The sequence below is a fragment of the Streptomyces sp. NPDC044033 genome (assembly GCF_056434425.1).
Map to the genome: position 1 here is coordinate 140,599 of NZ_JBWKFF010000010.1, position 25,223 is coordinate 165,821.

A 25,223-nucleotide genomic window follows, 5' to 3' on the forward strand; every position below is an offset into this window, starting at 1 on the left:
ATTCTCATCAGGCAACCGGAGCAGCATACAACGACCGCTCCCGTACAACGAAACTACCATGACGGCCCTGGCCCCCGCCCCGGGCGACCCGTCGCCCCGGCACTAGCCTGCCGACCTGTGCCCGTGGCCCGCGGGCGGCGCGGACGTGGCGAGCCGGGGCGTATCGGGCCCGGCACGGCGGACCCGGGTGGATCTAGGAGGAGGACGCAGGTGCCGCACACGCTGGACGCCGCCGCGGTACGCACCTGGTGCGCTCTGGCGCTGGACGAGCTCGGCCGGGCCCGTGAGGAGATCGACGCGATCAACGTCTATCCGGTCGCCGACGGGGACACCGGCACCAATCTGTACCTCACCGTCGAATCCGCCGCCCGCGCCGTCGACGCCGCCTTCGACGGCCATGCCGCCACCGAGGCCGTACCCACCCTGGCCGACGCCGTACGGGCCATGGCGCACGGCGCCCTCATCGGGGCGCGCGGCAACTCCGGCACGATCCTGGCGCAGCTGCTGCGGGGCATGGCGCAGGTGCTGTCGCAGGACGGCCCTGACGGCGTCGGCCCGGGGGGCGTACGGGCGGCCGGGACGCGCGACGGGGCCGACGTGCTCCGGCGCGCGCTCCGGCAGGCCGCCGACTCCGCGTACACCGCCGTCGCGCACCCCGTCGAGGGCACCGTGCTCACCGTCGCCGCGGCCGCCGCCGACGCCGCCGGGAAGGCCGAGGGGGGCGGCGCCGACGTGGCGCGCGCCGCCTACCTGGGGGCGCGCACCGCGCTCGACGCGACCCCGGACCAACTCGCCGACCTCCGCCGCGCCGGCGTCGTCGACGCGGGCGGCCGCGGGCTGGTCGCGGTGCTGGGGGCCCTCGTACAGACCCTGGCAGGGGGCCTCCCGGACGCCCGTACGGCCGCGGCCGGCATACCGGCGGCAGCGGGCGCGCGGGGGGCGTGCGACTGCCCGAACGGCGGCCCGCACCCGGCCGAGGACGGGCCCGCCTTCGAGGTGATCTACCTCCTGGAGGCGGACGACGACGCCGTCACGGCGCTGCGGACACGGCTCGACGCCCTGGGCGACTCCCTGGTCGTCGTCGGCGGCGACGGGCTGTGGAACGTCCACGTCCACGTGGACGACGCGGGCGCGGCCGTCGAGGCGGGCATCCAGGCGGGACGGCCGTACCGCATCCGCATCACGCACTTCGGGGCGGACGCCGTACAGGCGCGCGCCGCCGGGCGCCGCGAGGAGCCCGCCGAGGCGGCGGAGCGCCGGCCGCGCGCCCCGCGGGCCGTCGTCGCCGTGGTGCCCGGCGAGGGGCTGGCCGGGCTCTGCGCGGAGGCCGGGGCGACCGTGGTGGCGACCCGGCCGGGGGAGCCGCCCGCCAGCGGCGAACTCGTCGACGCGATCCGGCGCGCGCACGCGCGCGAGGTCGTGCTCCTCCCCAACGCCGCCGACCTGCGGCACACCGCCGCCGCTGCCGCCGAACAGGCCCGCACCGAGGGCGTACGGGTCGCCCTGATCCCCACCCGGTCCGCCGTGCAGGGCATCGCCGCGCTCGCCGTGCACGAGCCCGCCCGCCGCTTCGACGAGGACGTCGTCGCCATGACGTCCGCCGCCGGAGCCACCCGCTACGCGGAACTCGCCGTCGCCGAACGGCAGTCCTGGACCATGGCCGGCGTGTGCCAGGCCGGTGACGTGCTCGGCCTGATCGACGGCGATGTCGCGGTGATCGGCGCCGAACTGGCGGCCACCGCCGAGGCCGTCCTGGACCGGATGCTGGCCGCGGGCGGCGAAATGGTCACCCTGGTGCTCGGCGCGGGGGTGCCGAACGCCGTCGCGGACCGCCTGGAGCGGTACGTACGCGATGGCCACCTCGCCGTCGACACCGTCGTCTACCGCGGCGAGCAGCAGTCCGCGCCGCTGCTCATCGGCATCGAATAGTGCCGCTCGCGGCGGCTCCGGCGGTGGTGGCGCGGCGCTGTCACACCCATGGTGTGCAATGGACCGCGTGCCCGCGCTCGATGAACCACTGAAGAAGATCCTCGGCGGCAACACCGCCAAGGTGATGGCCGAACACCTCGACCTGCACACGGTCGGCGACCTGCTGCACCACTACCCGCGGCGGTACGCGGAGCGGGGCGAGCTGACCCGCCTCGCCGACCTGCCGCTCGACGAGCACGTCACGGTCGTCGCGCAGGTCGCCAAGGCGGCCATGAAGACCTTCAACCACGGCAAGGGCGTCCGCCTGGAGGTCGTGGTGACGGATGGCAGCGGATCGCTGACCCTCGTCTTCTTCGGCAGAGGCGCGTACGCGCGCGAGAAGGAACTGCTGCCGGGGCGCCGGGGCATGTTCGCGGGCAAGGTCTCCGTCTTCAACCGCACCCGCCAGCTCCTGCACCCCGACTACGAACTCCTGGACCGGGAGAGCGGCAACGAGGCCGCCGAGTCCTTCGCCGGCCAGATGGTGCCGATCTACCCGGCGTGCAAGCAGTTCCAGGCGTGGAAGCTCACCAAGGCCGTCTCCACCCTCCTGGACCTCTTCGAGGCGGAGGACTGGGAGCACATCGCCGACCCGCTCCCGGCGGCGCTGCGCGAGAACCGCGCCCTGGCCGAGCTGCCCGACGCCTTCCGCAAGGTCCACCGCCCGCGCACCAAGGCGGACATCGCCTCCGCCCGGGACCGGCTCAAGTGGGACGAGGCGTTCGTCCTCCAAGTCGCCCTGGCCCGGCGGCGGCACGCCGACGCCCAGCTCCCGGCCGTACCGCGGCGGCCCGTGCGGGACGGCCTGCTCGACGCCTTCGACGCCCGGCTCCCCTTCACCCTCACCGAAGGCCAGCGCAAGGTCTCCGCAGAGGTCTTCGACGACCTCGCCACCGACCACCCCATGCACCGGCTCCTCCAGGGGGAGGTCGGTTCCGGGAAGACGATGGTCGCCCTGCGCGCGATGCTCGGGGTCGTGGACGCGGGCGGGCAGGCCGCGATGCTCGCGCCGACCGAGGTGCTCGCGCAGCAGCACCACCGGTCCATCACGGAGATGATGGGGGGACTCGCCGAGGGCGGCATGCTCGGCGGGGCCGATCAGGGGACCAAGGTGGTGCTGCTCACCGGCTCCATGGGGATGCCGGCCAGGCGCCAGGCGCTGCTGGACCTGGTGACCGGCGAGGCCGGGATCGTCATCGGCACGCACGCGCTGATCGAGGACAAGGTGCGGTTCCACGACCTCGGGCTGGTCGTGGTGGACGAACAGCACCGGTTCGGCGTCGAGCAGCGGGACGCGCTGCGCTCCAAGGGCAGCCAGCCGCCGCACCTGCTGGTGATGACGGCGACGCCCATCCCGAGGACCGTCGCCATGACCGTCTTCGGCGACCTGGAGACGTCCGTGCTCGACCAGCTCCCAGCCGGTCGCTCGCCGATCGCCAGCCATGTGGTGCCGGCCAAGGACAAGCCGCACTTCCTGGCGCGCACCTGGGAGCGGGTGCGCGAGGAGGCCGAGGGCGGCCACCAGGCGTACGTGGTCTGCCCGCGCATCGGCGACGAGCAGGAGGAGCCGAAGAAGAAGGCAGCGGCGAAGAAGGAAGAAGCGGCGGAGGACGACGGGCCGGACGGCGAGCGCCGGCCGCCGCTCGCCGTCCTCGACATCGCCGGGCAGTTGGCCGCGGGAGCGCTCAGCGGGCTGCGCGTGGAGGTGCTGCACGGGCGGATGCAGCCGGACGCGAAGGACGACGTGATGCGCCGCTTCGCCGCGGGCGAGGTGGACGTGCTCGTGGCGACGACCGTCATCGAGGTCGGCGTCAACGTCCCCAACGCCACGGTCATGGTGATCATGGACGCGGACCGGTTCGGCGTCTCCCAACTCCACCAGCTGCGCGGCCGGGTGGGCCGCGGCTCCGCGCCGGGGCTCTGCCTGCTGGTGAGCGAGGCGTCCGAGGCGAGCCCGGCGCGCGGCCGGCTCAACGCCGTCGCGGCCACCCTCGACGGCTTCGAGCTGTCCCGGATCGACCTGGAGCAGCGGCGCGAGGGTGACGTGCTCGGGCAGGCGCAGTCCGGCGTCCGTTCGTCGCTGCGGATGCTCACCGTCATCGACGACGAGGAGGTCATCGCGGCGGCTCGCGAGGAGGCCGTCGCCGTCGTCGGCGCCGACCCGGAACTCGACGGATTCCCGGCGCTGCGCACCGCGTTGGACGCGCTCCTCGACGACGAGCGGGAGCGCTACCTGGACAAGGGCTGACAAGGGCTGACGAGGGATGACGGGCCCGCGTGCCCGGGGGAGCGAAGGCGAGGAGGGCGCCGAGCGACCGGAGGAAATGTCAGACCCCCCTGAGAGAATGGACATAGTCCGAACCGATCCGCTCCAGGATCGGCTGAGTTGGGCCATTGGGGGCTGCTTTCATGTCGTTCCGCCATATCAACGAGCTGCCGCTCGGCGACAAGATCTTCCGGATCGAGCTCGCCAGCGACGACGACGCCACCGTCACCCTGACCCTCGCCGGCTGGCACGAGGACGCCCCGGAGGCGCTGCTGGCCTCCGGCGCCCTGACGCTGCCGATGACCGAAGTGCCGCCGCTGCGCATCGCGCTCAACCGCGCGCTGCGCGCCCTCGCGCTCGTCGCCGACGTCGCCGAGCCGATCCCGGACCGGGACGTGCTGCGCGAGCTGTTCCCCGGACACGGAGCCCCCTGGGTGCCCCAGCACGAGGAGGACCTCGCGCACCGCTTCCACGGCGGCGAGACCATAGCCCGGATAGCCGCCCGCTTCGGACGTACGCCGGACTCGGTGCGCACGAAGCTCCGCGAGCTCGGCCACGACCCGCGCCGCCCCGAGTACTGCCCGCCCGACGGCTGCCTCTCCTGGTCGCGCTACGTCTCCCCGGCGCTCCTGGGGGCGAGCGAGGCCCCCGGCGACGCACCCGGCGGCGCCTGACGCCGGTCCCGGCCGGGCCGGGCGGGCCGCATCCGGCGGTGGCGCCAATAATGAGCGGGCAGCTTGTGCACGTCGAACGGAAGGGTGAGCCACCACCATGACCCGCGTTATCGCCGGTGCGGCCGGAGGGCGGCGCCTCGCGGTGCCGCCCGGCGGCGGCACCCGCCCCACCTCCGACCGGGCGCGCGAGGGCCTCTTCTCCACCTGGGAGGCGCTGGACGGGCCGCTGGCCGGGGCGCGGGTCCTGGACCTGTACGGCGGCTCCGGCGCGGTCGGCCTGGAAGCGCTGTCCCGGGGAGCGGGGCACGTCCTGCTCGTCGAGGCCGACCCCCGCGCGGCCCGCACCATCCGGGAGAACGTCCGCGCCCTCGGCCTGCCCGGGGCCGAGGTCCGCGCGGGCCGGGCCGAGCAGATCGCCGCCGCGCCACCGCCGCCGGGAGGCCCGTACGACGTCGTCTTCCTCGATCCGCCGTACGCGGTGGGGGACGACGAGCTCCGGGAGATACTCCTCACACTCCTGGCCCAGGGCTGGCTCGCGGGTGAGGCGCTCGTCACCGTGGAGCGCAGCACCAGAGGCGGCGAATTCCGGTGGCCGGAGGATTTCGAGGGGCTCAGGGCCCGTCGTTACGGCGAGGGAACGCTTTGGTACGGTCGCGCCGCCTCATGTCGCACAGCCGCGTCATGACCGGATCGGAGAGCGAGGAACCACTCTTGCGCCGCGCAGTCTGTCCGGGGTCCTTCGACCCCGTCACCAATGGACACCTCGACATCATCGCCCGCGCTTCCAGGCTGTACGACGTCGTCCATGTCGCCGTGATGATCAACCAGTCCAAGCAGGGGCTGTTCACGGTCGACGAGCGGATCGACCTGCTCCGCCAGGTCACCGCCGAGTACGGCAACGTGGAGGTGGAGTCCTTCCACGGCCTGCTCGTCGACTTCTGCAAGGAGCGCGACATCCCCGCCATCGTCAAGGGGCTGCGGGCCGTCAGCGACTTCGACTACGAACTCCAGATGGCCCAGATGAACAACGGGCTGTCGGGCGTGGAGACGCTGTTCGTCCCCACCAATCCCACCTACAGCTTCCTCTCCTCCAGCCTGGTGAAGGAGGTCGCGGCCTGGGGCGGCGACGTCGCGCACCTGGTGCCGCCGCTGGTGCTGGAGGCCCTCACCGAACGGCTCGCGAAGCGCTGACGGACTGACGAGATGTCAGCAGGTGTCGGGCCGGGGCCCACTGGCCGTACAGTCGGTCCCGTCCCGACCCTTCGGCCGTAGAAAGTGGCGAGCACTCAGGTGGACGTGCAGAAGAAGCTCGACGACATCGTCGCGACCGTCGGCGGCGCCCGGTCCATGCCCATGTCGGCCTCGTGCGTGATCAACCGGGCCGAGCTGCTCGCCCAGCTGGAGGAGGTCCGGGCCGCGCTGCCCGGCTCGCTCGCCCAGGCGCAGGAGCTGATCGGCGGCCGGGAGCAGCTCGTCGAGGACGCCCGCCAGGAGGCCGAGCGGATCATCGAGACCGCGCACGCCCAGCGCGGCTCGCTGATCTCCGACACCGAGGTCGCCCGGCAGTCCCAGGACGAGGCCGACCGCATCCTCTCGGAGGCCCGCCGGGAGGCCGAGGAGATCCGGGCCGAGGCCGACGACTACGTCGACAGCAAGCTCGCCAACTTCGAGGTCGTCCTGACCAAGACCATCGGCTCCGTCGACCGGGGCCGGGACAAGCTGCTGGGCCGCGACGGGGGCCCCGACGGCTTCGTGGACGGGGACGGCCAACTCGACGAGGGCCCCGAGCGCAGCGCGGACCCGCAGACCCTGCGCCACCGCGCCGACGAGTACGTGGACACGAAGCTGGGCGCGGTGTCGGCCGTGCTCGCCAAGACCCTGGAGGCCGTCGGGCGCGGCCGGCAGACGCTGCTCGGCGTGCGCCCCACGGACGAGCTGGGCGCGCTCGCGGACGCCCAGGACGGCTACGGCGCCGGGCTCCACACCAGCGACGCGGACTTCCTAGCCGGGCTCGCCCTCCCGCAGGAGCAGGCCGGCCGCGCCGATGTGCCGGCGGCCCCGGCAGGGCCCCCGCAGCCGCAGGTCCAGGAGGTCCAGCATCAGGACCACGCCCAGGCGCAGCCCGACTATTACGGCGCGACCGCGGGATACCAGCAGCAGGACGCGTACGGCTATCAGCAGCAGTACGTGCAGCAGGACCCGTACGCGGTGCAGGGCGGCTACCAGCAGCAGGACGCCTACGGCTGGCAGGGGCAGCAGGCGTACGACCCGAACACCGGGTACGCCGCCGATCCGCACCTCCAGCATCAGCAGCCCCAGCAGCCCCATGAGGGCCAGCAGCAGGCCGCGGCCCTCGACGAGACCAGCCTCTTCGACACGAGCATGATCAACCTCGACCAGCTGCGCGCGTACGAGCAGGGCCGCTAGCCTCGCGCCCTCCCCGGCCGCCGTCGGCGGGCCTCGGGGAGCGGATTGGGTGTACAGCGGCAGGTCCAGTATCCTGGCTCTTCGGTCGCGTGTACGTCCGCGATCACGGCTGCCCCCAGCACATCCGCACCGGGCGGCCGTCACCGCAGCGTAGAAAGCAGGAAGCCCTGAACGCCCACCTCGACCACCGTGCCCCTCTCGTGTTCGACACACGCGAGCTGGGTCGGCGTCCCGGTGCGTTGAAGCGGGTCTCCCGCACCATCGCCGCCCCAGCCGACCTCGGTGTCGAGGTCATCCGGGTGGCGGAGGGCGCGACCGTGGAGCTGAACCTCCGACTGGAGTCGGTCATGGAAGGGGTGCTTGTCACAGGCACCGCCCGTGCACCGCTGACAGGGGAGTGCGTAAGGTGTCTGGAGCCGCTGGAGCGAAAGCTCGAAGCGGACTTCCAGGAGATGTTCTCCTACCCCGACGCCGACGTCCGGAGCCGCACCGCGGACACCGGCGACGACGCCGAGGAAGATGAGGACACTCTCTTCATCGAGGACGACATGTTCGACCTCGAAACCGTGCTGCGCGACGCGGTGGTGCTCGCACTGCCGCTGCAGCCGGTGTGCCGGGAAGACTGCCCCGGTCTGTGCTCCGAGTGCGGGGCGCGGCTGGCGGACGACCCGGACCACCACCATGAGGCCGTCGACATCCGTTGGGCGGCTTTGCAGGGACTCGCCGGGTCCACCCAGGACGGCGAGAAGGACGACGCCCCCCGCACCAGCGGGGATGAACCTCAGGAGAAGTAGCCGTGGCTGTTCCGAAGCGGAAGATGTCGCGCAGCAACACGCGCCACCGCCGGTCGCAGTGGAAGGCTGCGGTCCCCACCCTGGTGGCGTGCGAGCGCTGCCACGAGCCGAAGCAGCAGCACATCGCGTGCCCGAGCTGCGGCACCTACAACCGCCGCCAGGTCCTAGAGGTCTGAACGGCGGGTGACAGGCTCCATGTCAGACGCTGATTCGTCGAGGAACACCTCCTCGAAAAAGACGTCGGCGGACACAGCCTCGTCCCACACGTTTCTGGAAGGGCGGCTCGGGTATCACCTGGAGTCCGCCCTTCTGGTGCGTGCACTGACGCACCGCTCCTTCGCGTACGAGAACGGCGGCCTGCCCACCAACGAACGGCTCGAATTCCTCGGGGATTCGGTGCTCGGACTGGTGGTCACCGACACGCTGTACCGCATCCACCCCGACCTCCCAGAAGGCCAGCTGGCCAAGCTGCGGGCCGCGGTGGTCAACTCACGCGCGCTCGCCGAGGTCAGCCGTGGCCTCGATCTCGGCGCCTTCATCCGGCTCGGCCGCGGTGAAGAAGGAACGGGCGGCAGGGACAAGGCGTCGATCCTCGCCGACACCCTTGAGGCCGTCATCGGCGCGGTCTATCTCGACCAGGGCCTCGACGCCGCCGGCGAGCTGGTGCACCGGCTCTTCGACCCGTTGATCGCCCGCTCCTCGAACCTCGGTGCCGGCCTGGACTGGAAGACCAGCCTCCAGGAGCTCACGGCGACGGAAGGGCTCGGAGTCCCCGAGTACCTCGTCTCCGAGACCGGCCCCGACCACGAGAAGGTCTTCACGGCTGCTGCTCGCGTCGGTGGTGTCGCGTACGGCACCGGCACCGGCCGCAGCAAGAAGGAAGCGGAGCAGCAGGCGGCCGAGGCCGCCTGGCGCGCGATCCAGGAAGCGTCCGAGGCCCGTGCCGCGGACGCCGCCAAGGAATCCGCCGCCTCCGCCGACGCGACGAACGGTGGGTCCGCCGACGACGCACCGTCCGCCGCGGAAGGCGGCCTGCCCGCCTAGACCTTCCGCGCGTGCGGCGGAAGGCCGACCGCCCACCCGTCCCCACCGGGGAAGGGTGGGCGGAGTCGCATCCCGCACTACTGCGCGGGTCGTCCACTTCCGTCCGTTGAGGAGAGAGCGTGCCCGAGCTGCCCGAGGTCGAGGTCGTCCGGCGCGGGCTGGACCGGTGGGTCCGCGGCCGTACCGTCGGCTCCGTCGAGGTGCTGCACCCGCGCGCCATCCGCCGCCACGTCGCCGGCCCCGTCGACTTCGCCGCCCGGCTGACCGGCCACCGCATCGGCGAGCCGCGCCGCCGCGGCAAATACCTCTGGCTGCCGATGGAGAGCGCCGACGCGCTCTCCGTACTCGCGCACCTCGGCATGAGCGGCCAACTCCTCGTCCAGCCGCACGACGCCGCGGACGAGAAGCACCTGCGCGTCCGGGTCCGCTTCGCCGACGCGGACGGGACCGAACTGCGCTTCGTCGACCAGCGCACCTTCGGCGGGCTCTCCCTGCACGACACCGTCCCCGGCGATCCGGACGGTCTCCCGGACGTCATCGCGCACATCGCCCGCGACCCGCTGGACCCCGCCTTCGACGAGGCCGCCTTCCACGCCGCGCTGCGCCGCCGCCGTACGACCGTCAAGCGCGCCCTGCTCGACCAGTCGCTGATCAGCGGCGTGGGCAACATCTACGCCGACGAGGCGCTGTGGCGCTCACGCCTGCACTACGAACGCCCCACCGCGACCCTGACCCGCCCGCGCAGCGCGGAACTCCTCGGCCACGTGCGCGAGGTGATGAACGCGGCCCTCGCGGTGGGCGGCACCAGCTTCGACAGCCTCTACGTCAATGTGAACGGCGAATCGGGCTACTTCGACCGCTCCCTGGACGCGTACGGGCGAGAGGACGAGCCCTGCCGCCGCTGCGGCACCGCCATACGCCGCCGCCCCTGGATGAACCGCTCCAGCTACTTCTGCCCGCGCTGCCAGCGCCCGCCGCGTCCGGCGGTCACCGGGCTCTGAACGGCGCGCCGGCCGGTGTGCCCGGCGCGCCCGCCCTCGGAATCCGCTTCTCGGACCCGTCTGTCAGAAGACTCAGCCCGTCAGAAGCCGAAGTCCTGGGTCCACCACGGTCCGCCGGGGCCGAAGTGCACGCCGACGCCCAGCTTCTTGTAGTCGCAGTTGAGGATGTTCGCCTTGTGTCCCGGGCTGTGCATCCAGGTGTCCATGACGGCCTTCGCGTCCGTCTGGCCGCGCGCTATGTTCTCGCCGCCCAGGTTCTTGATGCCGCGCTTCGCGGCCCGGTCCCAGGGGCTCTTGCCGTCCGGGTCGGAGTGGGCGAAGAAGCCACGTTCGGCCATGTCGTCGCTGAAGGCGCCGGCGAGCGCGTCGAGCGGCTCGCTCGCGGTGACCGGGCTGCACCCGGCCTTCGCCCGCTCCTGGTTGACCAGGGCGAGGACCTGGCTCCGGGTCGAGGCCACGGGGCCGGAGTCGGATGGAGCGCTCGTGGATTTCCCGGGCGTGGCCGGGGCGGGCGCCGCGTCGCTGGTACGGGGCGGCGCCGCGGCGCGGTCCGTGGCGGCGTGGTCCCGGCGCGGTTCGGCCCCGGCTCCCTTTCCGGTGCTCTCCGCGGTCCGGGAGGGGGAGGGGCGGGCGGACGGCGAGGCGGGCGGCGTCGACGGCGTCAGCGACGGTGCGTGCGCGCGCTCTCCGCCACGGCTCGCGGGCGTCGGGCCGCGGCCCGCCGGGGACGCCGACTCGGAGCCCTGGGAGCGGATGTCAGGCGAGCCGTCCGCGCGTACGTCGCCGCTCGGACCGTCATGCCCGCCGAAGCCGAAGGTGTCGCCGCCCGGTAGCAGGCCGGAGGTCACGGCGACCGCGCCGATCGCCATCGCGGCGGACGCGCCCAGCAGCCCGGTCCGTACCGGAGCCTTGGCTCGGGCCCGGCCGCGGCCGCTCTCGCGGTGCCGTCCGGCGGCCGGCTCGGTGGCTGACGAGGGAGCCGTCGCCGCTGATGGCGGGGCGGGGCGTCCATGGCGGCCCATGTGCTGCCTTCCTTACGTGCGCTGCGCGCTGCCAGGCATCGACATGCGTCACTCGTACGGGTGGGTAGGTCGTATCGAGCGGCGACTGTACGCCATGGTCATCGGGGCCGAAGTGCTCCGCGAGCAATTGGCCGGTTAGCGTGCACACATGAACGAGAATGTCCGTCTGACCGCTTGGGTCCGTGGCCATGTGCAAGAGGTCGGCTTCCGGTGGTTCACTCGCGCCAACGCACTCCGTATCGGGGACCTCACCGGATTCGCCTCGAATCTCTCCGACGGCCGGGTACAGGTCGTCGCCGAAGGCCCGCGAACGGGGTGCGATCAACTGCTCGACTGGCTGTGCACCGGGGACACGCCCGGACGAGTCGACGGTGTGACGGAGATCTGGGACACACCGCGCGGTGGATACGAGGGTTTCGAGATCCGCTGACCGTGCGAGAGCGCGTACGGACGGGGGGCTGTCCGAGAGCCCGGCGAATACCGACCGCAGGCGTGGTCAGAGCGTCCCGGGCATATGCGAAGGGCGGAAATGACCTGGTGGTTGCCAAGCGCGACCTCCCGTGCAAGGCTGCGTTCCACGGATGATCTCCATGCCCCCAGCGGGCCCGGGAAGAGTAAGCGCCGCGCATTGAGCCGCCGCGCGCCCCTGGGTTGCCCCCTGATACGGGGCGTGATCGTGTTGACCGTCAAACTTTTTGGTGAGACGCTGGAAGCCCCGCGCACCTTAGCTGTTTGGCATTGAACACAGTAGTGATGGCAGACACCGCGGGTGCGAATCCCTCACGACCCACACCGCTTCGGTCGGTCACTCAGTGTGGAGGACCATCCATCATGGCAAAGGCGCTTCTCGGTTACGTCGGCGGCTCCGACCCCCGAGTTCTCTCCGAGATGCGACGGCTTCAGCAGCGTGTCCAGGACCTCGAATCCGAGCTCATCCGGATTCAGGCCGAAAACGACGCGCTGTACGCCGCCGCGAACCACGGCAGCTCGCTGCTGGACAGCATCGACGTACCGCAGGCGGAGCCTGCGCTGGCCTGACCTCTAACCCTTACCCCAGGGCTGGTCGGGCTGCAATGTAAGCCGCTTGAGAATCCGCAAGGGACGCTTCGGCGTCCCTTCGTTTTTTCCGGCTGTCGGCCGTCGCCTCCTTACCGTCAGATGTGCCCTGCACCATAACCGGTGAAACCGAAAAACAAGCGAGGCACCCCAGGCCCGCGCCGGGGCCGGGCTCGGCGCTGGGCGGCCGGTAGAGTCCCACGGCGTGCATCTCAAGTCCCTGACCCTCCGAGGTTTCAAATCCTTCGCCTCGGCTACGACGCTCCGCTTCGAGCCGGGTATCACGTGCGTCGTAGGTCCCAACGGCTCCGGCAAGTCCAATGTCGTGGACGCCCTTTCCTGGGTCATGGGCGAACAAGGGGCCAAGTCGCTGCGCGGCGGAAAGATGGAAGACGTCATCTTCGCCGGGACCACCGGCCGGCCGCCGCTCGGCCGCGCGGAGGTGTCGCTGACCATCGACAACTCCGACGGCGCGCTGCCCATCGACTACACGGAAGTCACCATCACGCGGATCATGTTCCGCAATGGCGGCAGCGAATACCAGCTCAATGGCGATACGTGCCGGCTGCTCGACATCCAGGAACTGCTCTTCGACTCCGGTATCGGCCGCGAAATGCATGTCATCGTCGGCCAGGGGCAGCTGGACTCCGTTCTGCACGCCGACCCGATGGGGCGGCGCGCCTTCATCGAGGAGGCGTCCGGAGTTCTCAAGCACCGCAAGCGCAAGGAGAAGGCGCTGCGGAAACTGGACGCGATGCAGGCCAATCTCTCGCGCGTACAGGATCTGACCGATGAGTTGCGCAGGCAGCTCAAACCGCTCGGGCGGCAGGCCGCCGTCGCACGCCGGGCGGCCGTCATCCAGGCCGATCTGCGCGATACCCGGCTGAGGCTGCTCGCCGATGACCTCGTGACCTTGCGCGAGGGGCTGCGCGCCGAGATCGAGGACGAGGCGGCGCTCAAGGCGCGCAAGGACGCCGCCGACGCCGATCTGCGGGCCGCGCTGCGGCGTGAGGCGGCGCTGGAGGAGCGGGTGCGCACGCTCACGCCGCGGCTCCAGCGGGCACAGCAGACCTGGCACGAGCTGTCGCAGCTCGCCGAGCGGGTCCGCGGGACGGTCGGGCTGGCCGACGCCCGGGTCAAGAGCGCGACCGCCGCCCCCGGTGAGGAGCGGCACGGACGCGACCCCGAGGACATGGAGCGCGAGGCGGCCCGGATCCGCGAGACGGAGGCGGAGCTGGAGGCCGCGCTGGAGGCGGCGAGCCGGGCCCTGGACGACACGATGGAGCACCGCGCCGAGCTGGAGAACCGGCTGGCGCAGGAGGAACGGCGGCTGCGGGACGTCGCGCGCGCCATCGCCGACCGCCGCGAGGGGCTCGCCCGGCTGCACGGCCAGGTCAACGCGGCCCGCGGCCGGGCCGGTTCGGCGCGGGCCGAGATCGACCGGATGGCGGCGGCCCGGGACGAGGCGCGGGAACGCGCCGCCGCGGCCGAGGAGGAGTACGAGCAGCGGGCGGCCGAGGTCGGCGGGCTGGAGGCGGGCGACGCGGAGCTGGCCGACGAGCACGAGCGCGCCAAGCGCGAGCTGGCGGACGCCGAGACGGCGCTGACCGAGGCGCGCGGGGCGGCGGTGGCGGCGGAGCGGGACCGCGCCGCGACCGCCGCCCGGCACGAGGCGCTGGCGCTGGGCCTGCGCCGCAAGGACGGCACGGGCGCGCTCCTCGCCGCCGGCGACCGTCTGACCGGCCTCCTCGGACCCGCCGCCGAACTGCTGACGGTGGCCCCCGGCTTCGAGATCCCCGTCGCCGCGGCCCTGGGCGCCGCCGCCGACGCGCTCGCCGTGCACGGCCCGGACACCGCCGCCGAAGCGTTGCGCCTGTTGCGCGAGCAGGACGCGGGCCGCGCGGCGCTGGTCGTGGGCGGCGGGCCGGAGGGGCCTGCGGAGACGGCTCTGTACGACGGCGCCGACCTGGGGAGTACGAACCCGGTGCCCGGGGAGTTCGCCGGTACGGGTGCCGTCGCCGAGCCCGGGGCCGCGGGGCCGGTGCCCGTCGCCCGGCTCGTCGGGGCCCCCGACGGTCTGCTGCCCGCCGTGCGGCGGCTGCTGCGGGACGTCGTCGTGGTGGGCTCGCTCGACGACGCCGAGAAGCTGATCGCGGCCCGGCCCGGGCTGACGGCCGTGACCGGTGACGGCGATGTGCTCGCGGCGCACTTCGCGCAGGGCGGGTCGGCCGGTGCGCCGAGCCTGCTGGAGGTGCAGGCGTCGGTGGACGAGGCCGCCGGGCGCCTCGCGGAGCTGGCCGTACGGTGCGAGGAGTCGGCCGCCGCGGAGCGGGCGGCGGGCGAGCGGCGGGCGCGCTGGGGGGCGCGGGCCGAGGAGCTGGGCGCCCGGCGCAGCGCCGCGGACCGCGAGAAGTCGCATGTCGCGCAGGCGCTCGGGCGGCTCGGCGGGCAGGCGCGGGCGGCCGCGGGGGAGGCCGAGCGGCTGGCGGCGTCCACGGCGAAGGCCGAGGAGGCGCTGGCCGGGGCGCAGGCCGAGGCCGAGGAGCTGGCCGAGCGGCTGGCCGTGGCCGAGGAGGCCGTCGCGTCCGGGGACGGGGGCGCCGAGGAGCCGGACACCTCCGTACGGGACCGGCTCGCCGCCGACGGGGCCAACGCCCGGCAGACCGAGATGGAGGCCCGGCTTCAGGTCCGTACGCACGAGGAGCGCGTGAAGGGGCTCGCGGGGCGGGCGGACGCGCTGGACCGGGGAGCGCGCGCCGAGCGTGAGGCGCGGGCGCGCGCGGAGCAGCGCCGGGCGCGGCTGCGGCACGAGGCGGCGGTGGCGGCGGCCGTCGCGGCCGGCGCCCGTCAGCTGCTGGCGCATGTCGAGGTGTCGCTGGTACGGGCCGACGAGGAGCGGCGGGCCGCCGAGCACGCGAAGGCCGGGCACGAGCAGGAATTGATCGTGGAGCGCAACCGGGGGCGCGAACTCAGCTCCGAGCTGGACAAGCTGACGGACTCGGTGCACCGCGGCGAGGTGCTGGGCGCGGAGAAGCGGCTGCGCATCGAGCAGTTGGAGGCGAAGGCTCTGGAGGAGATGGGCGTCGAACCCGCCGCCCTGGTCGGCGAGTACGGCCCCGACCAGCCCGTACCGCCCTCGCCTGCGGCCGACGGCGAGGAGCTTCCCGAGGACCCGGAGCACCCGCGCAACCAGCCGGTGCCCTATGCGCGGGCCGAGCAGGAGAAGCGGCTGAAGGCCGCCGAACGGGCGTATCAGCAACTGGGCAAGGTGAATCCGCTCGCACTGGAGGAGTTTGCGGCTCTGGAGGAGAGGCACAACTTCCTGAGCGAGCAGCTTGAAGACTTGAAGAAGACCCGGACCGACCTCCTTCAAGTGATCAAGGAGGTCGATGTGCGCGTGGAGCAGGTCTTCACCGAGGCGTACCGGGACACGGCTCGGGAGTTCGAGGGCGTTTTCGCGCGGTTGTTCCCGGGCGGGGAGGGGAGGCTGGTGCTGACCGACCCGGACGACATGCTCAGCACCGGTGTGGACGTGGAGGCGCGCCCGCCGGGCAAGAAGGTCAAGCGGCTGTCGCTGCTGTCCGGCGGCGAGCGGTCGCTGACGGCGGTGGCGCTGCTGGTGTCGATCTTCAAGGCGCGGCCGAGCCCGTTCTATGTGATGGACGAGGTCGAGGCGGCCCTGGACGACACCAACCTCCAGCGGCTGATCGGGATCATGGCGGAGCTCCAGGAGAGCTCGCAGCTCATCGTGATCACGCATCAGAAGCGGACGATGGAGGTCGCGGACGCGCTGTACGGCGTGTCCATGCAGGGCGACGGCGTGTCCAAGGTCATCAGCCAGCGGCTGCACTGACCGCTGTGTACCCCCTGCCTGGGGTCTGACCCCTACAAGACTTCAAGTCTTGAAGCTCGTACTGGATAAAGCTTGGGAGAACTTCTTGGTCACGACCTATTGACTTCGAAACTTGAAGGCATAGGGTCTGCAACGTTGCTTATACCTTCAAGTGGTGGCTTCTCGGAAGTTATGCCCCACTGGGAGGGCCAGCCCCCTACGCCCGGCAACGCGGCCGGGCCACAGGAGTTCACGTTGACCAGCACCGCGAAGGCGCAGGTTCCGGAGGGTCGCGGGGCCCAGCCGGACCATCTCGGCCATGTCATCTTCATCACCGCGGCAGCGGCGATGGGCGGCTTCCTCTTCGGCTACGACAGTTCCGTGATCAACGGCGCCGTCGAGGGCATTCGCGGCAAGTACGACATCGGCTCCGGCGCGCTGGCCCAGGTCATCGCCATCGCGCTGATCGGCTGCGCGATCGGCGCGGCCACCGCGGGCCGGATCGCGGACCGCATCGGCCGGATCCGCGTGATGCAGATCTCCGCTGCGCTCTTCACCATCAGCGCGGTCGGCTCGGCGCTCCCCTTCGCCCTGCTGGACCTGGCCTTCTGGCGGGTACTCGGCGGCATCGCGATCGGCATGGCATCGGTCATCGGCCCGGCCTACATCGCCGAGGTCTCGCCGCCCGCCTACCGCGGCCGCCTCGGCTCCTTCCAGCAGGCCGCGATCGTCATCGGCATCGCGATCTCACAGCTGGTCAACTGGGGCATCCTCAACCTCGCCGACGGCGATCAGCGCGGCAAGGTCATCGGCCTGGAGGCATGGCAGGTCATGCTGGGCGTGATGGTCGTACCGGCCATCCTGTACGGGCTGCTGTCCTTCGCCATCCCCGAGTCGCCGCGCTTCCTGATCTCCGTGGGCAAGACCGACAAGGCCAAGGCCGTGCTCGCCGACGTCGAGGGCGGCGACATCGACCTCGACACGCGCGTCGCCGAGATCAAGCACGCCATGCGCAGCGAGCACAAGTCGACCTTCAAGGACCTGCTGGGCAGCCGGGCCGGCTTCCTGCCGATCGTCTGGATCGGCATCGGTCTCTCCGTCTTCCAGCAACTCGTCGGCATCAACGTCGCGTTCTACTACTCGGCGACGCTGTGGCAGTCGGTGGGCATCGACCCGAGCGCCTCGTTCTTCTACTCCTTCACCACGTCGATCATCAACATCATCGGCACCGTGATCGCGATGATCTTCGTCGACCGGATCGGCCGCCGCCCGCTCGCGCTGATCGGCTCGGCGGGCATGGCGGTCGCCCTCGCCCTGGAGGCATGGGCCTTCTCGGCCAAGACCTCGGGCGGCACCCTGCCCAACACGGAGGGCGTCGTCGCCCTCATCGCGGCCCACTGCTTCGTGCTCTTCTTCGCCCTCTCCTGGGGCGTGGTCGTCTGGGTCTTCCTCGGCGAGATGTTCCCGAACCGCATCCGCGCCGCCGCGCTGGGCGTGGCCGCCTCCGCCCAGTGGATCGCCAACTGGGCTATCACCGCGAGCTTCCCGAGCCTGTCGGACTGGAACCTCTCGGCGACCTACATCATCTACATGATCTTCGCCCTGCTCTCGATCCCCTTCGTGCTCAAGTTCGTGAAGGAGACCAAGGGCAAGGCGTTGGAGGAGATGGGCTGACCACCCCGCCCTGCCCGTCTCCTCACACCTGGTGGCTGTCCCGGCTCACTCTTGAGCCGGGACAGTGCCCGTTCCAGGGCTCGGTCCCGGACGTGGAGCGATGCCTGTCCTGTGGCTCAGCCTCTGACGTGGGGCGGTACCTGTCCCGTGGCTCAGCCTCTGACCTGGAGCGGTACCCGTTCCGTGGCTCAGTCCTTGAGCTGGGGCAGTACCTGTTCCGCGAACAGCCGCAGGCTCCGCCAGCCCTCCTCGACCGGCATGCCGCCGCACAGCGGGTGCAGCACCAGCCCCGTCCCGTCGGCGCCGCCGCGCTCCCGTGCCAGAGCCACGCACTCCTCGGGTGTGACGATCCGGTAGACGCCCTCGCGGCGCAGCCCCTCGACGTCCTCCGCGGCGGACCGCACGGCCGAGCGGATGTCCGGCGACCGCCAGGACGCGTACGTACGGGCCTCGTGCAGCAGATGCGCGCCGTGCTCCGCCCACGCCCGGTCCACGTCCTCGGCGATGTGCAGCAGCGGAGTCTCGGCGGCCGGCATCAGCACCCAGCCCTCGGTCCCGTACTCCGTGCACCGGTCCTTGTAGTACGCCTCCAGCTCCGGCAGGTGCGCGCTCGGGAACAGCGGCAGCCCGAGCCGGGCCGCCCGCCGCGCCGCAGGCCGCGAACTGCCGCCGACCAGCAGCAGCGGATGCGGCTGCGTGTACGGACGCGGGGTCACCCGGACGGTGCGGCCCCGGTACGCGAAGGGCTCGCCGGTCCACGCCGCGAGCAGCGTCTCCAGCGCGTCGTCCTGGAGCCTGCCCCGGTGGTCCCAGGCGCGGCCGTGCGCCGCGTACTCCTCGGGGCGGTAGCCGATCCCGGCGACCGTCACCAGCCGGCCCCCGCTCAACAGGTCCAGAACGGCTATGTCCTCGGCGAGCCGCAGCGGGTCGTACAGCGGGGTGATGATCGCGCAGAGCGTCACGGAGATCCGGCGGGTGGCGCCGAGCACCGCGCCCGCGAAGGTGAGCGGCGAGGGCATCCAGCCGTTGTCCGTGCCGTGGTGCTCCTCGGTCTGCACGGTGGTGATGCCGTGCTCATCGGCGTACACGGCCATGTCGACGGCGGCGCGGTAGCGGTCGGACAGGCTCTGCGGGGTGGCCGCGGGATCGACGAGGTTGAACCGAACGACCGTGGTGGGCATGGCAGACGTCCCCTTCGCCGTGGGTGGCAGAAGGGGACGCTAGTCGAGAGCTGATCAATTGAACAGAGCGCCTGTGGGCGCCCGTTCGTCGGATCGGCTCAGGCCGGGACCTCAGTGCGGGCCGCGGGCTCCTGGCCGGACTCCGCCGCGCCCTCCCGGGGCTTCGGCAGGGCCAGCGAGAGCACCGCGGCGATCACGATCGTCGTCGCCCAGCCGAGCCCGTGCTGCCCGATCCAGGTGGTGGCCAGCGGGCCGGTGAACCAGTCGACCTTGGTGAAGCACAGGCCCGCGACCAGCGCGACGAACCATGCCGTCATCGCCTGCCAGCAGAAGCCGCCCAGGTACCAGTAGCGGCTGGTGCGGCCGGTGTCCATGAGCGCGTCCGGGTCGTACCGCAGCGAGCGGCCCCGGCGGCGCGCCATGTCGACGGCGTAGACGCCGATCCACGCGGAGAAGGAGACCGCGAGCAGGGTCAGGAAGGCGATGAAGGAGCCCAGGAAGCTCTTCGCCACCAGCATCAGTAGCAGCCCGCCGACCAGGGAGATGACGGCGTTGATCGACACGGCCATGGCGCGCGGCAGCTTGACGCCCATGGTCTGCGCCGTGAACCCGGCCGAGTACATCGACAGGCTGTTGATCAGCAGCATGCCCACCAGCGCGGTGATCAGGTACGGCACCGCGATCCAGGTCGGCAGGATGTCGCCGAGGAAGGAGACGGGGTCCGGGGCCGAGGCCAGATCGGGGGTGGCGACCGCCATGACGGCGCCCATCAGCACCATCGGCGCCATCACCAGGCCGGCGCCCGAGACCGTGATGCCGACGATCTTCTTGCCCGAGGCGGCGTGCGGCAGGTAGCGGGCGAAGTCGGGGCCGGTGGGCACCCAGCTGATGCCGCCCGCGGCGATGGTGCCGACGCCCGCGATCATCATGGCCGTGGTGCCCGCGGGCTTGCCGAAGACGTTGCCCCAGTCCATGTTGGCGATCAGATAGACCAGCACCAGCACGCTGAAGACGCCGAAGAGGTACGTCGACCACTTGTTGCAGACGTTCAGCGCCTTCCGGCCCATGCCGCTCACCAGGAAGGTGCAGGCGACGAAGACGAAGAGGGTGATGACGATCAGCGCGGTGTTGCTCTTGACGCCGAAGAGCAGGTTCAGCACGGTCAGCACGGCGTACGCGCCGGTGACCGCGTTGATGGTCTCCCAGCCGAAGCGGGCCACCCACAGGATCGCGCCCGGGAAGTAGTTGCCGCGGACGCCGAAGGCGGCGCGGGAGAGCAGCGCGCCCGGCGCACCGCCCCACTTGCCGGACACCGACAACACGCCCACCATGCCGAACGACACGACGGCGGCGCACACGGCGACGATCAGCACCTGCCAGAAGTTCAGCCCGTTGAAGACCACCAGGGACGCGCCCATGGTGAGCAGCAGCACGCTGATATTGGCGGCGACCCACGTGGGGAAGAGCTCGCGGACCCTTCCATGGCGCTCATGGTCCGGCACGGGCTCGATGCCGCGGACTTCGATGGCGCCTTCGAAATCGGCGGCGGACGCGTTGGCCGCTGAGGCCGCGTCGGACGCTGTGTCCATAGGTAGGGCTCCGTGCAATTCATGCAGTGGCGGGATGCCTGGTCAGCGGGGGGACGATGGGACTCTACGCGCGTTGCATCGTGCCACACCATCGTAGTTTGCTCCAACTTCGTCCGGTTGGCCGCTTTGGTCCTCTACCCAGGCGCGGGCCGGGGCAGACCGGTATGGATGCCTCGGGTGGCGAGGGTCGCCGTGCGCCCATGGGTGAGCTGCCACCCGTAAGCGGAATTGGAGATTCCCACAAGTGGGGCCCGTATTCGGCCGTCGAGTCCTGGTATCCCCGCCGGGCCCCCGATCCAGCCGCCGGCCAGGGGCGAGGCATCAGAGGCTCGAAGGAAACAGGTGGCGTGCGGTCGTACCATCCGCCTGCCTTGCGTCGGTGCCTGGTGATCCGGAGTGTTCGTCGAGTAACTCGGGAGACCGAAGGGACGGCTGTAGCCCCCGCTGACGTGCACGAACACTCTCGGCCGCGCCAGACGCACAGCTCAGCGGCGTCATGCCGGACGGAATCAGGTGGGGCGTGATGGCGCGTACGCGCACCGTCACAGGTTCGCACCTTCTGTGATTCCCCACCTTTAGTGGCCGATACTGGGTCCGTTATGGAAATCGTCATCCTTGCTGTAGTCATCGCTGTGGTCGCGCTCGCCGCGATCAGCGGGCTCGTGGTCAGCAGCCGCAAGAAGAAGCAGCTGCCGCCGGCCCCGCCGAGCAGCCCGTCCGTCACCACGCCGCCCGCCGAGCCGCAGGTCGGCGAGGAAGCCGATACCGCGCGGGAGGAACCGCGCCGGACCATTGAGGAGGTGGACCTGCCGGCGGCCGAGGCCCCGGCCCCCGCTGCCGAGGAGCCCGTCGCCGAGGAGCCCGCGGCTCCCGCGATCGAGGTGCCCGAGCCCACCGCGGGCCGCCTGGTGCGGCTCCGCTCCCGGCTCTCCCGCTCCCAGAACTCCCTGGGCAAGGGCCTGCTCACGCTGCTCTCCCGGGAACACCTCGACGAGGACACCTGGGAGGAGATCGAGGAGACCCTGCTGGTCGCCGACGTCGGCGTCGCCCCCACCCAGGAGCTCGTCGACCGGCTGCGCGAGCGCGTGAAGGTGCTCGGCACCCGCACCCCGCAGGAACTGCGCGACCTGCTGCGCGAGGAACTGCTGACCCTCGTCGGCACCGACTTCGACCGTATGGTCCACACCGAGAGCGGCGTCGGCGAGAGCGGCGCGGAGAAGCCCGGCGTCGTCATGGTCGTCGGCGTCAACGGGACCGGCAAGACCACCACCACCGGCAAGCTCGCGCGCGTGCTCGTCGCCGACGGCAAGTCCGTCGTGCTGGGCGCGGCCGACACCTTCCGCGCCGCCGCCGCCGATCAGCTCCAGACCTGGGGCGAGCGCGTCGGCGCCCGTACGGTCCGCGGCCCCGAGGGCGGCGACCCCGCGTCGATCGCCTTCGACGCGGTGAAGGAGGGCATCGCCGAGGGCGCCGACGTCGTCCTCATCGACACCGCCGGGCGGCTGCACACCAAGACCGGGCTCATGGACGAGCTGGGGAAGGTCAAGCGGGTCGTGGAGAAGCACGGCTCCGTGGACGAGGTGCTGCTGGTGCTCGACGCCACCACCGGTCAGAACGGCCTGGTGCAGGCACGGGTGTTCGCGGAGGTCGTGGACATCACCGGCATCGCGCTCACCAAGCTGGACGGCACCGCCAAGGGCGGCATCGTCGTGGCGGTCCAGCGCGAACTGGGCGTGCCGGTGAAGCTGGTGGGCCTGGGTGAGGGCGCGGACGACCTCGCGCCGTTCGAGCCGGAGGCATTCGTCGACGCCTTGATCGGCGAGTGACGACCGGTAGCTGACGGCCGCCCGGCCGCCGCCACACATATCCACGCATACGGAAGGGCCCCGTCGCGCGTACAGCCGCGACGGGGCCCTTCCGCGATTCCGATGCCCCTTCAGTGCTTCAGTGGCCCGGCGGACGGCTCAGGCGCAGAAGCGTGGCCCCGCGCGGTGGCAGGCGTAGGCCAGCGTGCCCACCAGGAGCCGGGCCTGGGGCGGGCAGCCCGCGGAGTCCAGAGTCGGCGGGCGCAGCCAGCGCATCGGACCGAGGCCGGCGAAGTCGGAGGGCGGTGCGGTGACGTAGTCGCCGGGGCCCAGGCAGCGCAGGTCGAGGCCGGCGTCGTCCCAGCCCATGCGGTACAGCAGCGCGGGGAGTTCGGCCGCCGCGCCGGGCGCGACGAAGAACAGCGCGCGCCCGTGGGGGGTGGCGGCCACCGGGCCGAGCGGCAGCCCCATCCGCTCCAGCCGGACCAGCGCGTGCAGCCCGGCCGGCTCCGCCACCTCCAGTACTTCGAAGGCGCGGCCGACCGGCAGCAGCACCGCCGCGCCGGGGGCCTCGGCCCAGGCGGCGGTCGCTTCGTCGAGGGTGGCTCCCGCCGCGACCGGCGGGGCGAAGTGCAGCGGATGGGCGCCGGGGGAGGGGCAGTCGGCGACTCCGCAGGAGCAGTCCGTACGGCCATCGGATCCGTGGCGCGTGGCGCGGGCGCCGGGCGCCACGTCCCATCCCCACAGGCCGGTGTACTCCGCCACTGTCATCGCTGTCATGGCACACCCGGTCGCGCGTGCGCGCCGCCGAGTGCCGGAACGCATGTCCCGGATACCGCCGATCGTGAAGCCCATGCTCCCTCCAACGGGTCGTCTTCGCCGATGGTTACGACCCGGAGTCTTACGAACACGCACGGTTGCCGACACCCGTCCGCGGGGGGCGCGAGGTGGTGCGGCCGGTGGTGCGAAGCGGCGGCCTCGCTCCCTCGTGCCTCACTGCGCCAGCTCCTGATCTTCCCGCGCCAAGTCAATCGCGCGGAGTGGCGCGGGGGTCCGTTCGGTGGGGTGGCGAATGGTGGCGATTCCCGGAACGGCCTCGCGATGTCCGTGATCGTAGGATTACTTTCGGTGCATGAACCCCGGAGGTGCCTACCGGGCGGGTATGCCGGAGGCATGACGCCTCGTCGGAACGGCTGTTTACATGGAGCCGGGTCGGTGCATCACCGGACAGGAAGTCGCAGTAGGCGGCATTCTGTTGGCGGTTCGCGCACAGCAAAGTCGGAATGGGGGCCTTCCAGTGGGCGACAACGGCAGTGGGAGCGGCAGTGCTGACAAGCGCCCCAACGAGCAGTTGGGTTCGTGGTTCCTGCGCAGCGGTTGGTCCAAGGGCGAACTGGCCCGCCAAGTCAACAGGGGCGCCCGCCAGTTGGGTGCCCACCACATCAGTACGGACACCTCCCGGGTGCGCCGCTGGCTCGACGGCGAGCAGCCGCGCGAGCCGATCCCGAAAATCCTCTCCGAGCTGTTCTCCGAGCGGTTCGGCTGCGTCGTGGGGATCGAGGACCTCGGACTGCGCACCGCGCATCAGTCGCCGTCGGTCTCCGGTGTCGACCTGCCCTGGGCGGGCCCGCAGACCGTCTCCCTGATCAGCGAGTTCTCGCGCAGCGACCTGATGCTGGCGCGGCGGGGCTTCCTCGGCACGTCGCTGGCGCTCGCCGCAGGTCCCGCCCTCATCGAGCCGATGCAGCGCTGGCTGGTCCCCGGGCCCGCCGGTCACGACGCCGCGCGCGCGGCCGCGGAGGCCGCTCCGGACCGCTCCCGGCGCGCCTCCCGGCTCTCCCAGCCGGAGCTGGAGCTGCTGGAGTCCACGACGGTGATGTTCCGCCAGTGGGACGCCCAGTGCGGCGGCGGACTGCGGCGCAAGGCCGTCGTCGGCCAGCTGCACGAAGTCACCGACCTGCTGCAGGAGCCGCAGCCGCAGGCCACCTCCCAGCGGCTGTTCAAGGTCGCCGCCGAGCTGGCGGAGCTGGCCGGCTGGATGAGCTACGACATAGGGCTCCAGCCCACCGCGCAGAAGTACTTCGTCCTCGCGCTGCACGCCGCGAAGGAGGCCGGTGACCGCCCCCTGGGCTCGTACGTGCTCTCCAGCATGAGCCGTCAGATGATCCATCTCGGCCGGCCGGACGACGCGTTGGAGCTGATCCACCTCGCGCAGTACGGCTCCCGGGAGCAGGTCACCTCCCGTACGACCGCGATGCTGTACGCGATGGAGGCCCGCGCGTACGCGAACGCCGGCCAGCCCGCGAAGTGCAAGCGCGCCGTGAACATGGCCGAGGACGCCTTCGAGGACTGCGCGCCGGGCGAGGACGACCCCGACTGGATCCGCTTCTTCTCCGAGGCCGAACTGAACGCGGAGAACGCCCACTCCTTCCGCGACCTCGCCTATGTGGCGGGCCGCAGCCCCACCTACTCGCACCTGGCGTCCCCGAGGATGCAGCGCGCCGTCGAGCTCTTCGGCAAGGACGCCGAGCATCAGCGATCGTATGCGCTCAACCTCATCGGGATGTCGACGGTCCATCTGATGCAGCGCGAGCCCGAGCAGTCCGCCGACCTCGCGGGCAGGGCGCTGAAGGTCGCCAAGCGGGTGCGCTCGGAGCGGGTGAACAACCGGCTCCGCAAGACGATCGACACGGCGGCCCGCGACTTCGGTGAGGTCGCCGAGGTCATCGACCTCACCGAGAAACTCACCGTCGACCTGCCGGACACGACGGAGGCCGCGCACGCGATCTGACGCCCTGGGCCGATGCCGATGCCGATGTTGGAGCCGGAGCCGGTGCCCCGATGCCTGAGACCTGACGCCGTAGACCTGACGCCCGAACCCTGATGCCAC

20 protein-coding genes are annotated in these 25,223 nt (G+C 71.7%); 16 read left to right on the forward strand and 4 right to left on the reverse strand.

The features are described 5' to 3' along the window. Positions 1–210: 210 nt before the first annotated feature. From AC07AB_RS19540 to mutM, 10 genes are all read left to right on the forward strand, one after another. The gene (locus AC07AB_RS19540; RefSeq protein ID WP_478568217.1) at positions 211–1,929 is read left to right on the forward strand and encodes a DAK2 domain-containing protein; all 1,719 of its coding nucleotides are present in this window, start codon (positions 211–213) and stop codon (positions 1,927–1,929) included. Between the two features lie 58 nt (positions 1,930–1,987). Further along, a complete protein-coding gene (recG, locus tag AC07AB_RS19545; RefSeq protein WP_478568219.1) occupies positions 1,988–4,216 on the forward strand; it encodes an ATP-dependent DNA helicase RecG in 2,229 nt (742 codons plus the stop codon). Positions 4,217–4,377: 161 nt separating this feature from the next. Further along, positions 4,378–4,908 carry a hypothetical protein gene (locus AC07AB_RS19550; protein ID WP_478568222.1) on the forward strand — a complete coding sequence of 177 codons (531 nt, stop codon included), beginning with the start codon at positions 4,378–4,380 and terminating at the stop codon, positions 4,906–4,908. 97 nt (positions 4,909–5,005) lie between these two features. Continuing rightward, entirely contained in the window at positions 5,006–5,593 is a 588-nt protein-coding gene (gene rsmD / locus AC07AB_RS19555; protein ID WP_478568225.1) for a 16S rRNA (guanine(966)-N(2))-methyltransferase RsmD, read from the forward strand. A 26-nt stretch (positions 5,594–5,619) separates the two neighbouring features. Then, entirely contained in the window at positions 5,620–6,099 is a 480-nt protein-coding gene (gene coaD / locus AC07AB_RS19560; RefSeq protein WP_478568228.1) for a pantetheine-phosphate adenylyltransferase, read from the forward strand. Between the two features lie 99 nt (positions 6,100–6,198). Then, a complete protein-coding gene (locus AC07AB_RS19565) occupies positions 6,199–7,335 on the forward strand; it encodes a DivIVA domain-containing protein (RefSeq protein ID WP_478568577.1) in 1,137 nt (378 codons plus the stop codon). A gap of 200 nt (positions 7,336–7,535) precedes the next feature. Beyond that, positions 7,536–8,129, forward strand: coding sequence for a YceD family protein (locus AC07AB_RS19570; protein ID WP_478568231.1), 594 nt, complete (start codon positions 7,536–7,538; stop codon positions 8,127–8,129). 2 nt (positions 8,130–8,131) lie between these two features. Then, complete coding sequence (gene rpmF / locus AC07AB_RS19575; protein WP_009714764.1) at positions 8,132–8,305, forward strand: 50S ribosomal protein L32; 174 nt, start codon at positions 8,132–8,134, stop codon at positions 8,303–8,305. A gap of 19 nt (positions 8,306–8,324) precedes the next feature. Continuing rightward, positions 8,325–9,173: a ribonuclease III gene (gene rnc / locus AC07AB_RS19580; protein WP_478568234.1), complete on the forward strand. Its 849-nt coding sequence runs from the start codon at positions 8,325–8,327 to the stop codon at positions 9,171–9,173. A gap of 119 nt (positions 9,174–9,292) precedes the next feature. Beyond that, positions 9,293–10,174 (forward strand): bifunctional DNA-formamidopyrimidine glycosylase/DNA-(apurinic or apyrimidinic site) lyase, encoded by an 882-nt coding sequence (mutM, locus tag AC07AB_RS19585; protein WP_478568237.1) that lies wholly within the window; start codon positions 9,293–9,295, stop codon positions 10,172–10,174. 80 nt (positions 10,175–10,254) lie between these two features. On the opposite strand, the gene AC07AB_RS19590 is transcribed toward mutM, so the two are convergent. Beyond that, entirely contained in the window at positions 10,255–11,196 is a 942-nt protein-coding gene (locus tag AC07AB_RS19590) for a CAP domain-containing protein (RefSeq protein WP_478568240.1), read from the reverse strand. A gap of 148 nt (positions 11,197–11,344) precedes the next feature. Here AC07AB_RS19590 and AC07AB_RS19595 point away from each other — a divergent pair, with 148 nt between their 5' ends. The 4 genes from AC07AB_RS19595 to AC07AB_RS19610 all read left to right on the forward strand — a co-directional run bounded on the left by AC07AB_RS19595 (position 11,345) and on the right by AC07AB_RS19610 (position 17,758). Further along, positions 11,345–11,626: an acylphosphatase gene (locus tag AC07AB_RS19595; RefSeq protein ID WP_478568242.1), complete on the forward strand. Its 282-nt coding sequence runs from the start codon at positions 11,345–11,347 to the stop codon at positions 11,624–11,626. A 401-nt stretch (positions 11,627–12,027) separates the two neighbouring features. Beyond that, positions 12,028–12,234, forward strand: coding sequence for a hypothetical protein (locus AC07AB_RS19600; protein WP_478568245.1), 207 nt, complete (start codon positions 12,028–12,030; stop codon positions 12,232–12,234). A gap of 223 nt (positions 12,235–12,457) precedes the next feature. After that, on the forward strand, positions 12,458–16,105 hold the full coding sequence (gene smc / locus AC07AB_RS19605; RefSeq protein ID WP_478568247.1) for a chromosome segregation protein SMC: 3,648 nt from the start codon (positions 12,458–12,460) through the stop codon (positions 16,103–16,105). A 171-nt stretch (positions 16,106–16,276) separates the two neighbouring features. After that, the gene (locus AC07AB_RS19610) at positions 16,277–17,758 is read left to right on the forward strand and encodes a sugar porter family MFS transporter (RefSeq protein ID WP_478568250.1); all 1,482 of its coding nucleotides are present in this window, start codon (positions 16,277–16,279) and stop codon (positions 17,756–17,758) included. Between the two features lie 188 nt (positions 17,759–17,946). Here AC07AB_RS19610 and AC07AB_RS19615 read toward each other — a convergent pair whose 3' ends face one another. Further along, the gene (locus tag AC07AB_RS19615; RefSeq protein WP_478568252.1) at positions 17,947–18,939 is read right to left on the reverse strand and encodes an LLM class flavin-dependent oxidoreductase; all 993 of its coding nucleotides are present in this window, start codon (positions 18,937–18,939) and stop codon (positions 17,947–17,949) included. A 98-nt stretch (positions 18,940–19,037) separates the two neighbouring features. Continuing rightward, positions 19,038–20,528: a purine-cytosine permease family protein gene (locus tag AC07AB_RS19620; protein ID WP_478568255.1), complete on the reverse strand. Its 1,491-nt coding sequence runs from the start codon at positions 20,526–20,528 to the stop codon at positions 19,038–19,040. A gap of 599 nt (positions 20,529–21,127) precedes the next feature. On the opposite strand from AC07AB_RS19620, the gene ftsY reads away from it, so the two are divergent. Continuing rightward, complete coding sequence (gene ftsY, locus AC07AB_RS19625; protein ID WP_478568258.1) at positions 21,128–22,354, forward strand: signal recognition particle-docking protein FtsY; 1,227 nt, start codon at positions 21,128–21,130, stop codon at positions 22,352–22,354. 138 nt (positions 22,355–22,492) lie between these two features. On the opposite strand, the gene AC07AB_RS19630 is transcribed toward ftsY, so the two are convergent. After that, positions 22,493–23,188, reverse strand: a complete 696-nt coding sequence (locus AC07AB_RS19630; protein WP_478568261.1) for a bifunctional DNA primase/polymerase — start codon at positions 23,186–23,188, stop codon at positions 22,493–22,495. A 442-nt stretch (positions 23,189–23,630) separates the two neighbouring features. Between AC07AB_RS19630 and nsdA the strand changes: the two genes are divergently transcribed. Beyond that, on the forward strand, positions 23,631–25,124 hold the full coding sequence (gene nsdA / locus AC07AB_RS19635) for a transcriptional repressor NsdA (RefSeq protein ID WP_478568264.1): 1,494 nt from the start codon (positions 23,631–23,633) through the stop codon (positions 25,122–25,124). Positions 25,125–25,223: the final 99 nt, after the last annotated feature.

Coding starts and splice junctions, on each gene's coding strand:
- AC07AB_RS19610 (WP_478568250.1), top strand. CDS start 16,277: ATGCCCCACTGGGAGGGCCAGCCCCCTACGCCCGGCAACGCGGCCGGG.
- AC07AB_RS19630 (WP_478568261.1), bottom strand. CDS start 23,188: ATGGGCTTCACGATCGGCGGTATCCGGGACATGCGTTCCGGCACTCGG.
- rnc (WP_478568234.1), top strand. CDS start 8,325: ATGTCAGACGCTGATTCGTCGAGGAACACCTCCTCGAAAAAGACGTCG.
- AC07AB_RS19600 (WP_478568245.1), top strand. CDS start 12,028: ATGGCAAAGGCGCTTCTCGGTTACGTCGGCGGCTCCGACCCCCGAGTT.
- AC07AB_RS19620 (WP_478568255.1), bottom strand. CDS start 20,528: ATGGACACAGCGTCCGACGCGGCCTCAGCGGCCAACGCGTCCGCCGCC.
- AC07AB_RS19590 (WP_478568240.1), bottom strand. CDS start 11,196: ATGGGCCGCCATGGACGCCCCGCCCCGCCATCAGCGGCGACGGCTCCC.
- AC07AB_RS19595 (WP_478568242.1), top strand. CDS start 11,345: ATGAACGAGAATGTCCGTCTGACCGCTTGGGTCCGTGGCCATGTGCAA.
- AC07AB_RS19550 (WP_478568222.1), top strand. CDS start 4,378: ATGTCGTTCCGCCATATCAACGAGCTGCCGCTCGGCGACAAGATCTTC.
- AC07AB_RS19615 (WP_478568252.1), bottom strand. CDS start 18,939: ATGCCCACCACGGTCGTTCGGTTCAACCTCGTCGATCCCGCGGCCACC.
- recG (WP_478568219.1), top strand. CDS start 1,988: ATGGACCGCGTGCCCGCGCTCGATGAACCACTGAAGAAGATCCTCGGC.
- rsmD (WP_478568225.1), top strand. CDS start 5,006: ATGACCCGCGTTATCGCCGGTGCGGCCGGAGGGCGGCGCCTCGCGGTG.
- ftsY (WP_478568258.1), top strand. CDS start 21,128: ATGGAAATCGTCATCCTTGCTGTAGTCATCGCTGTGGTCGCGCTCGCC.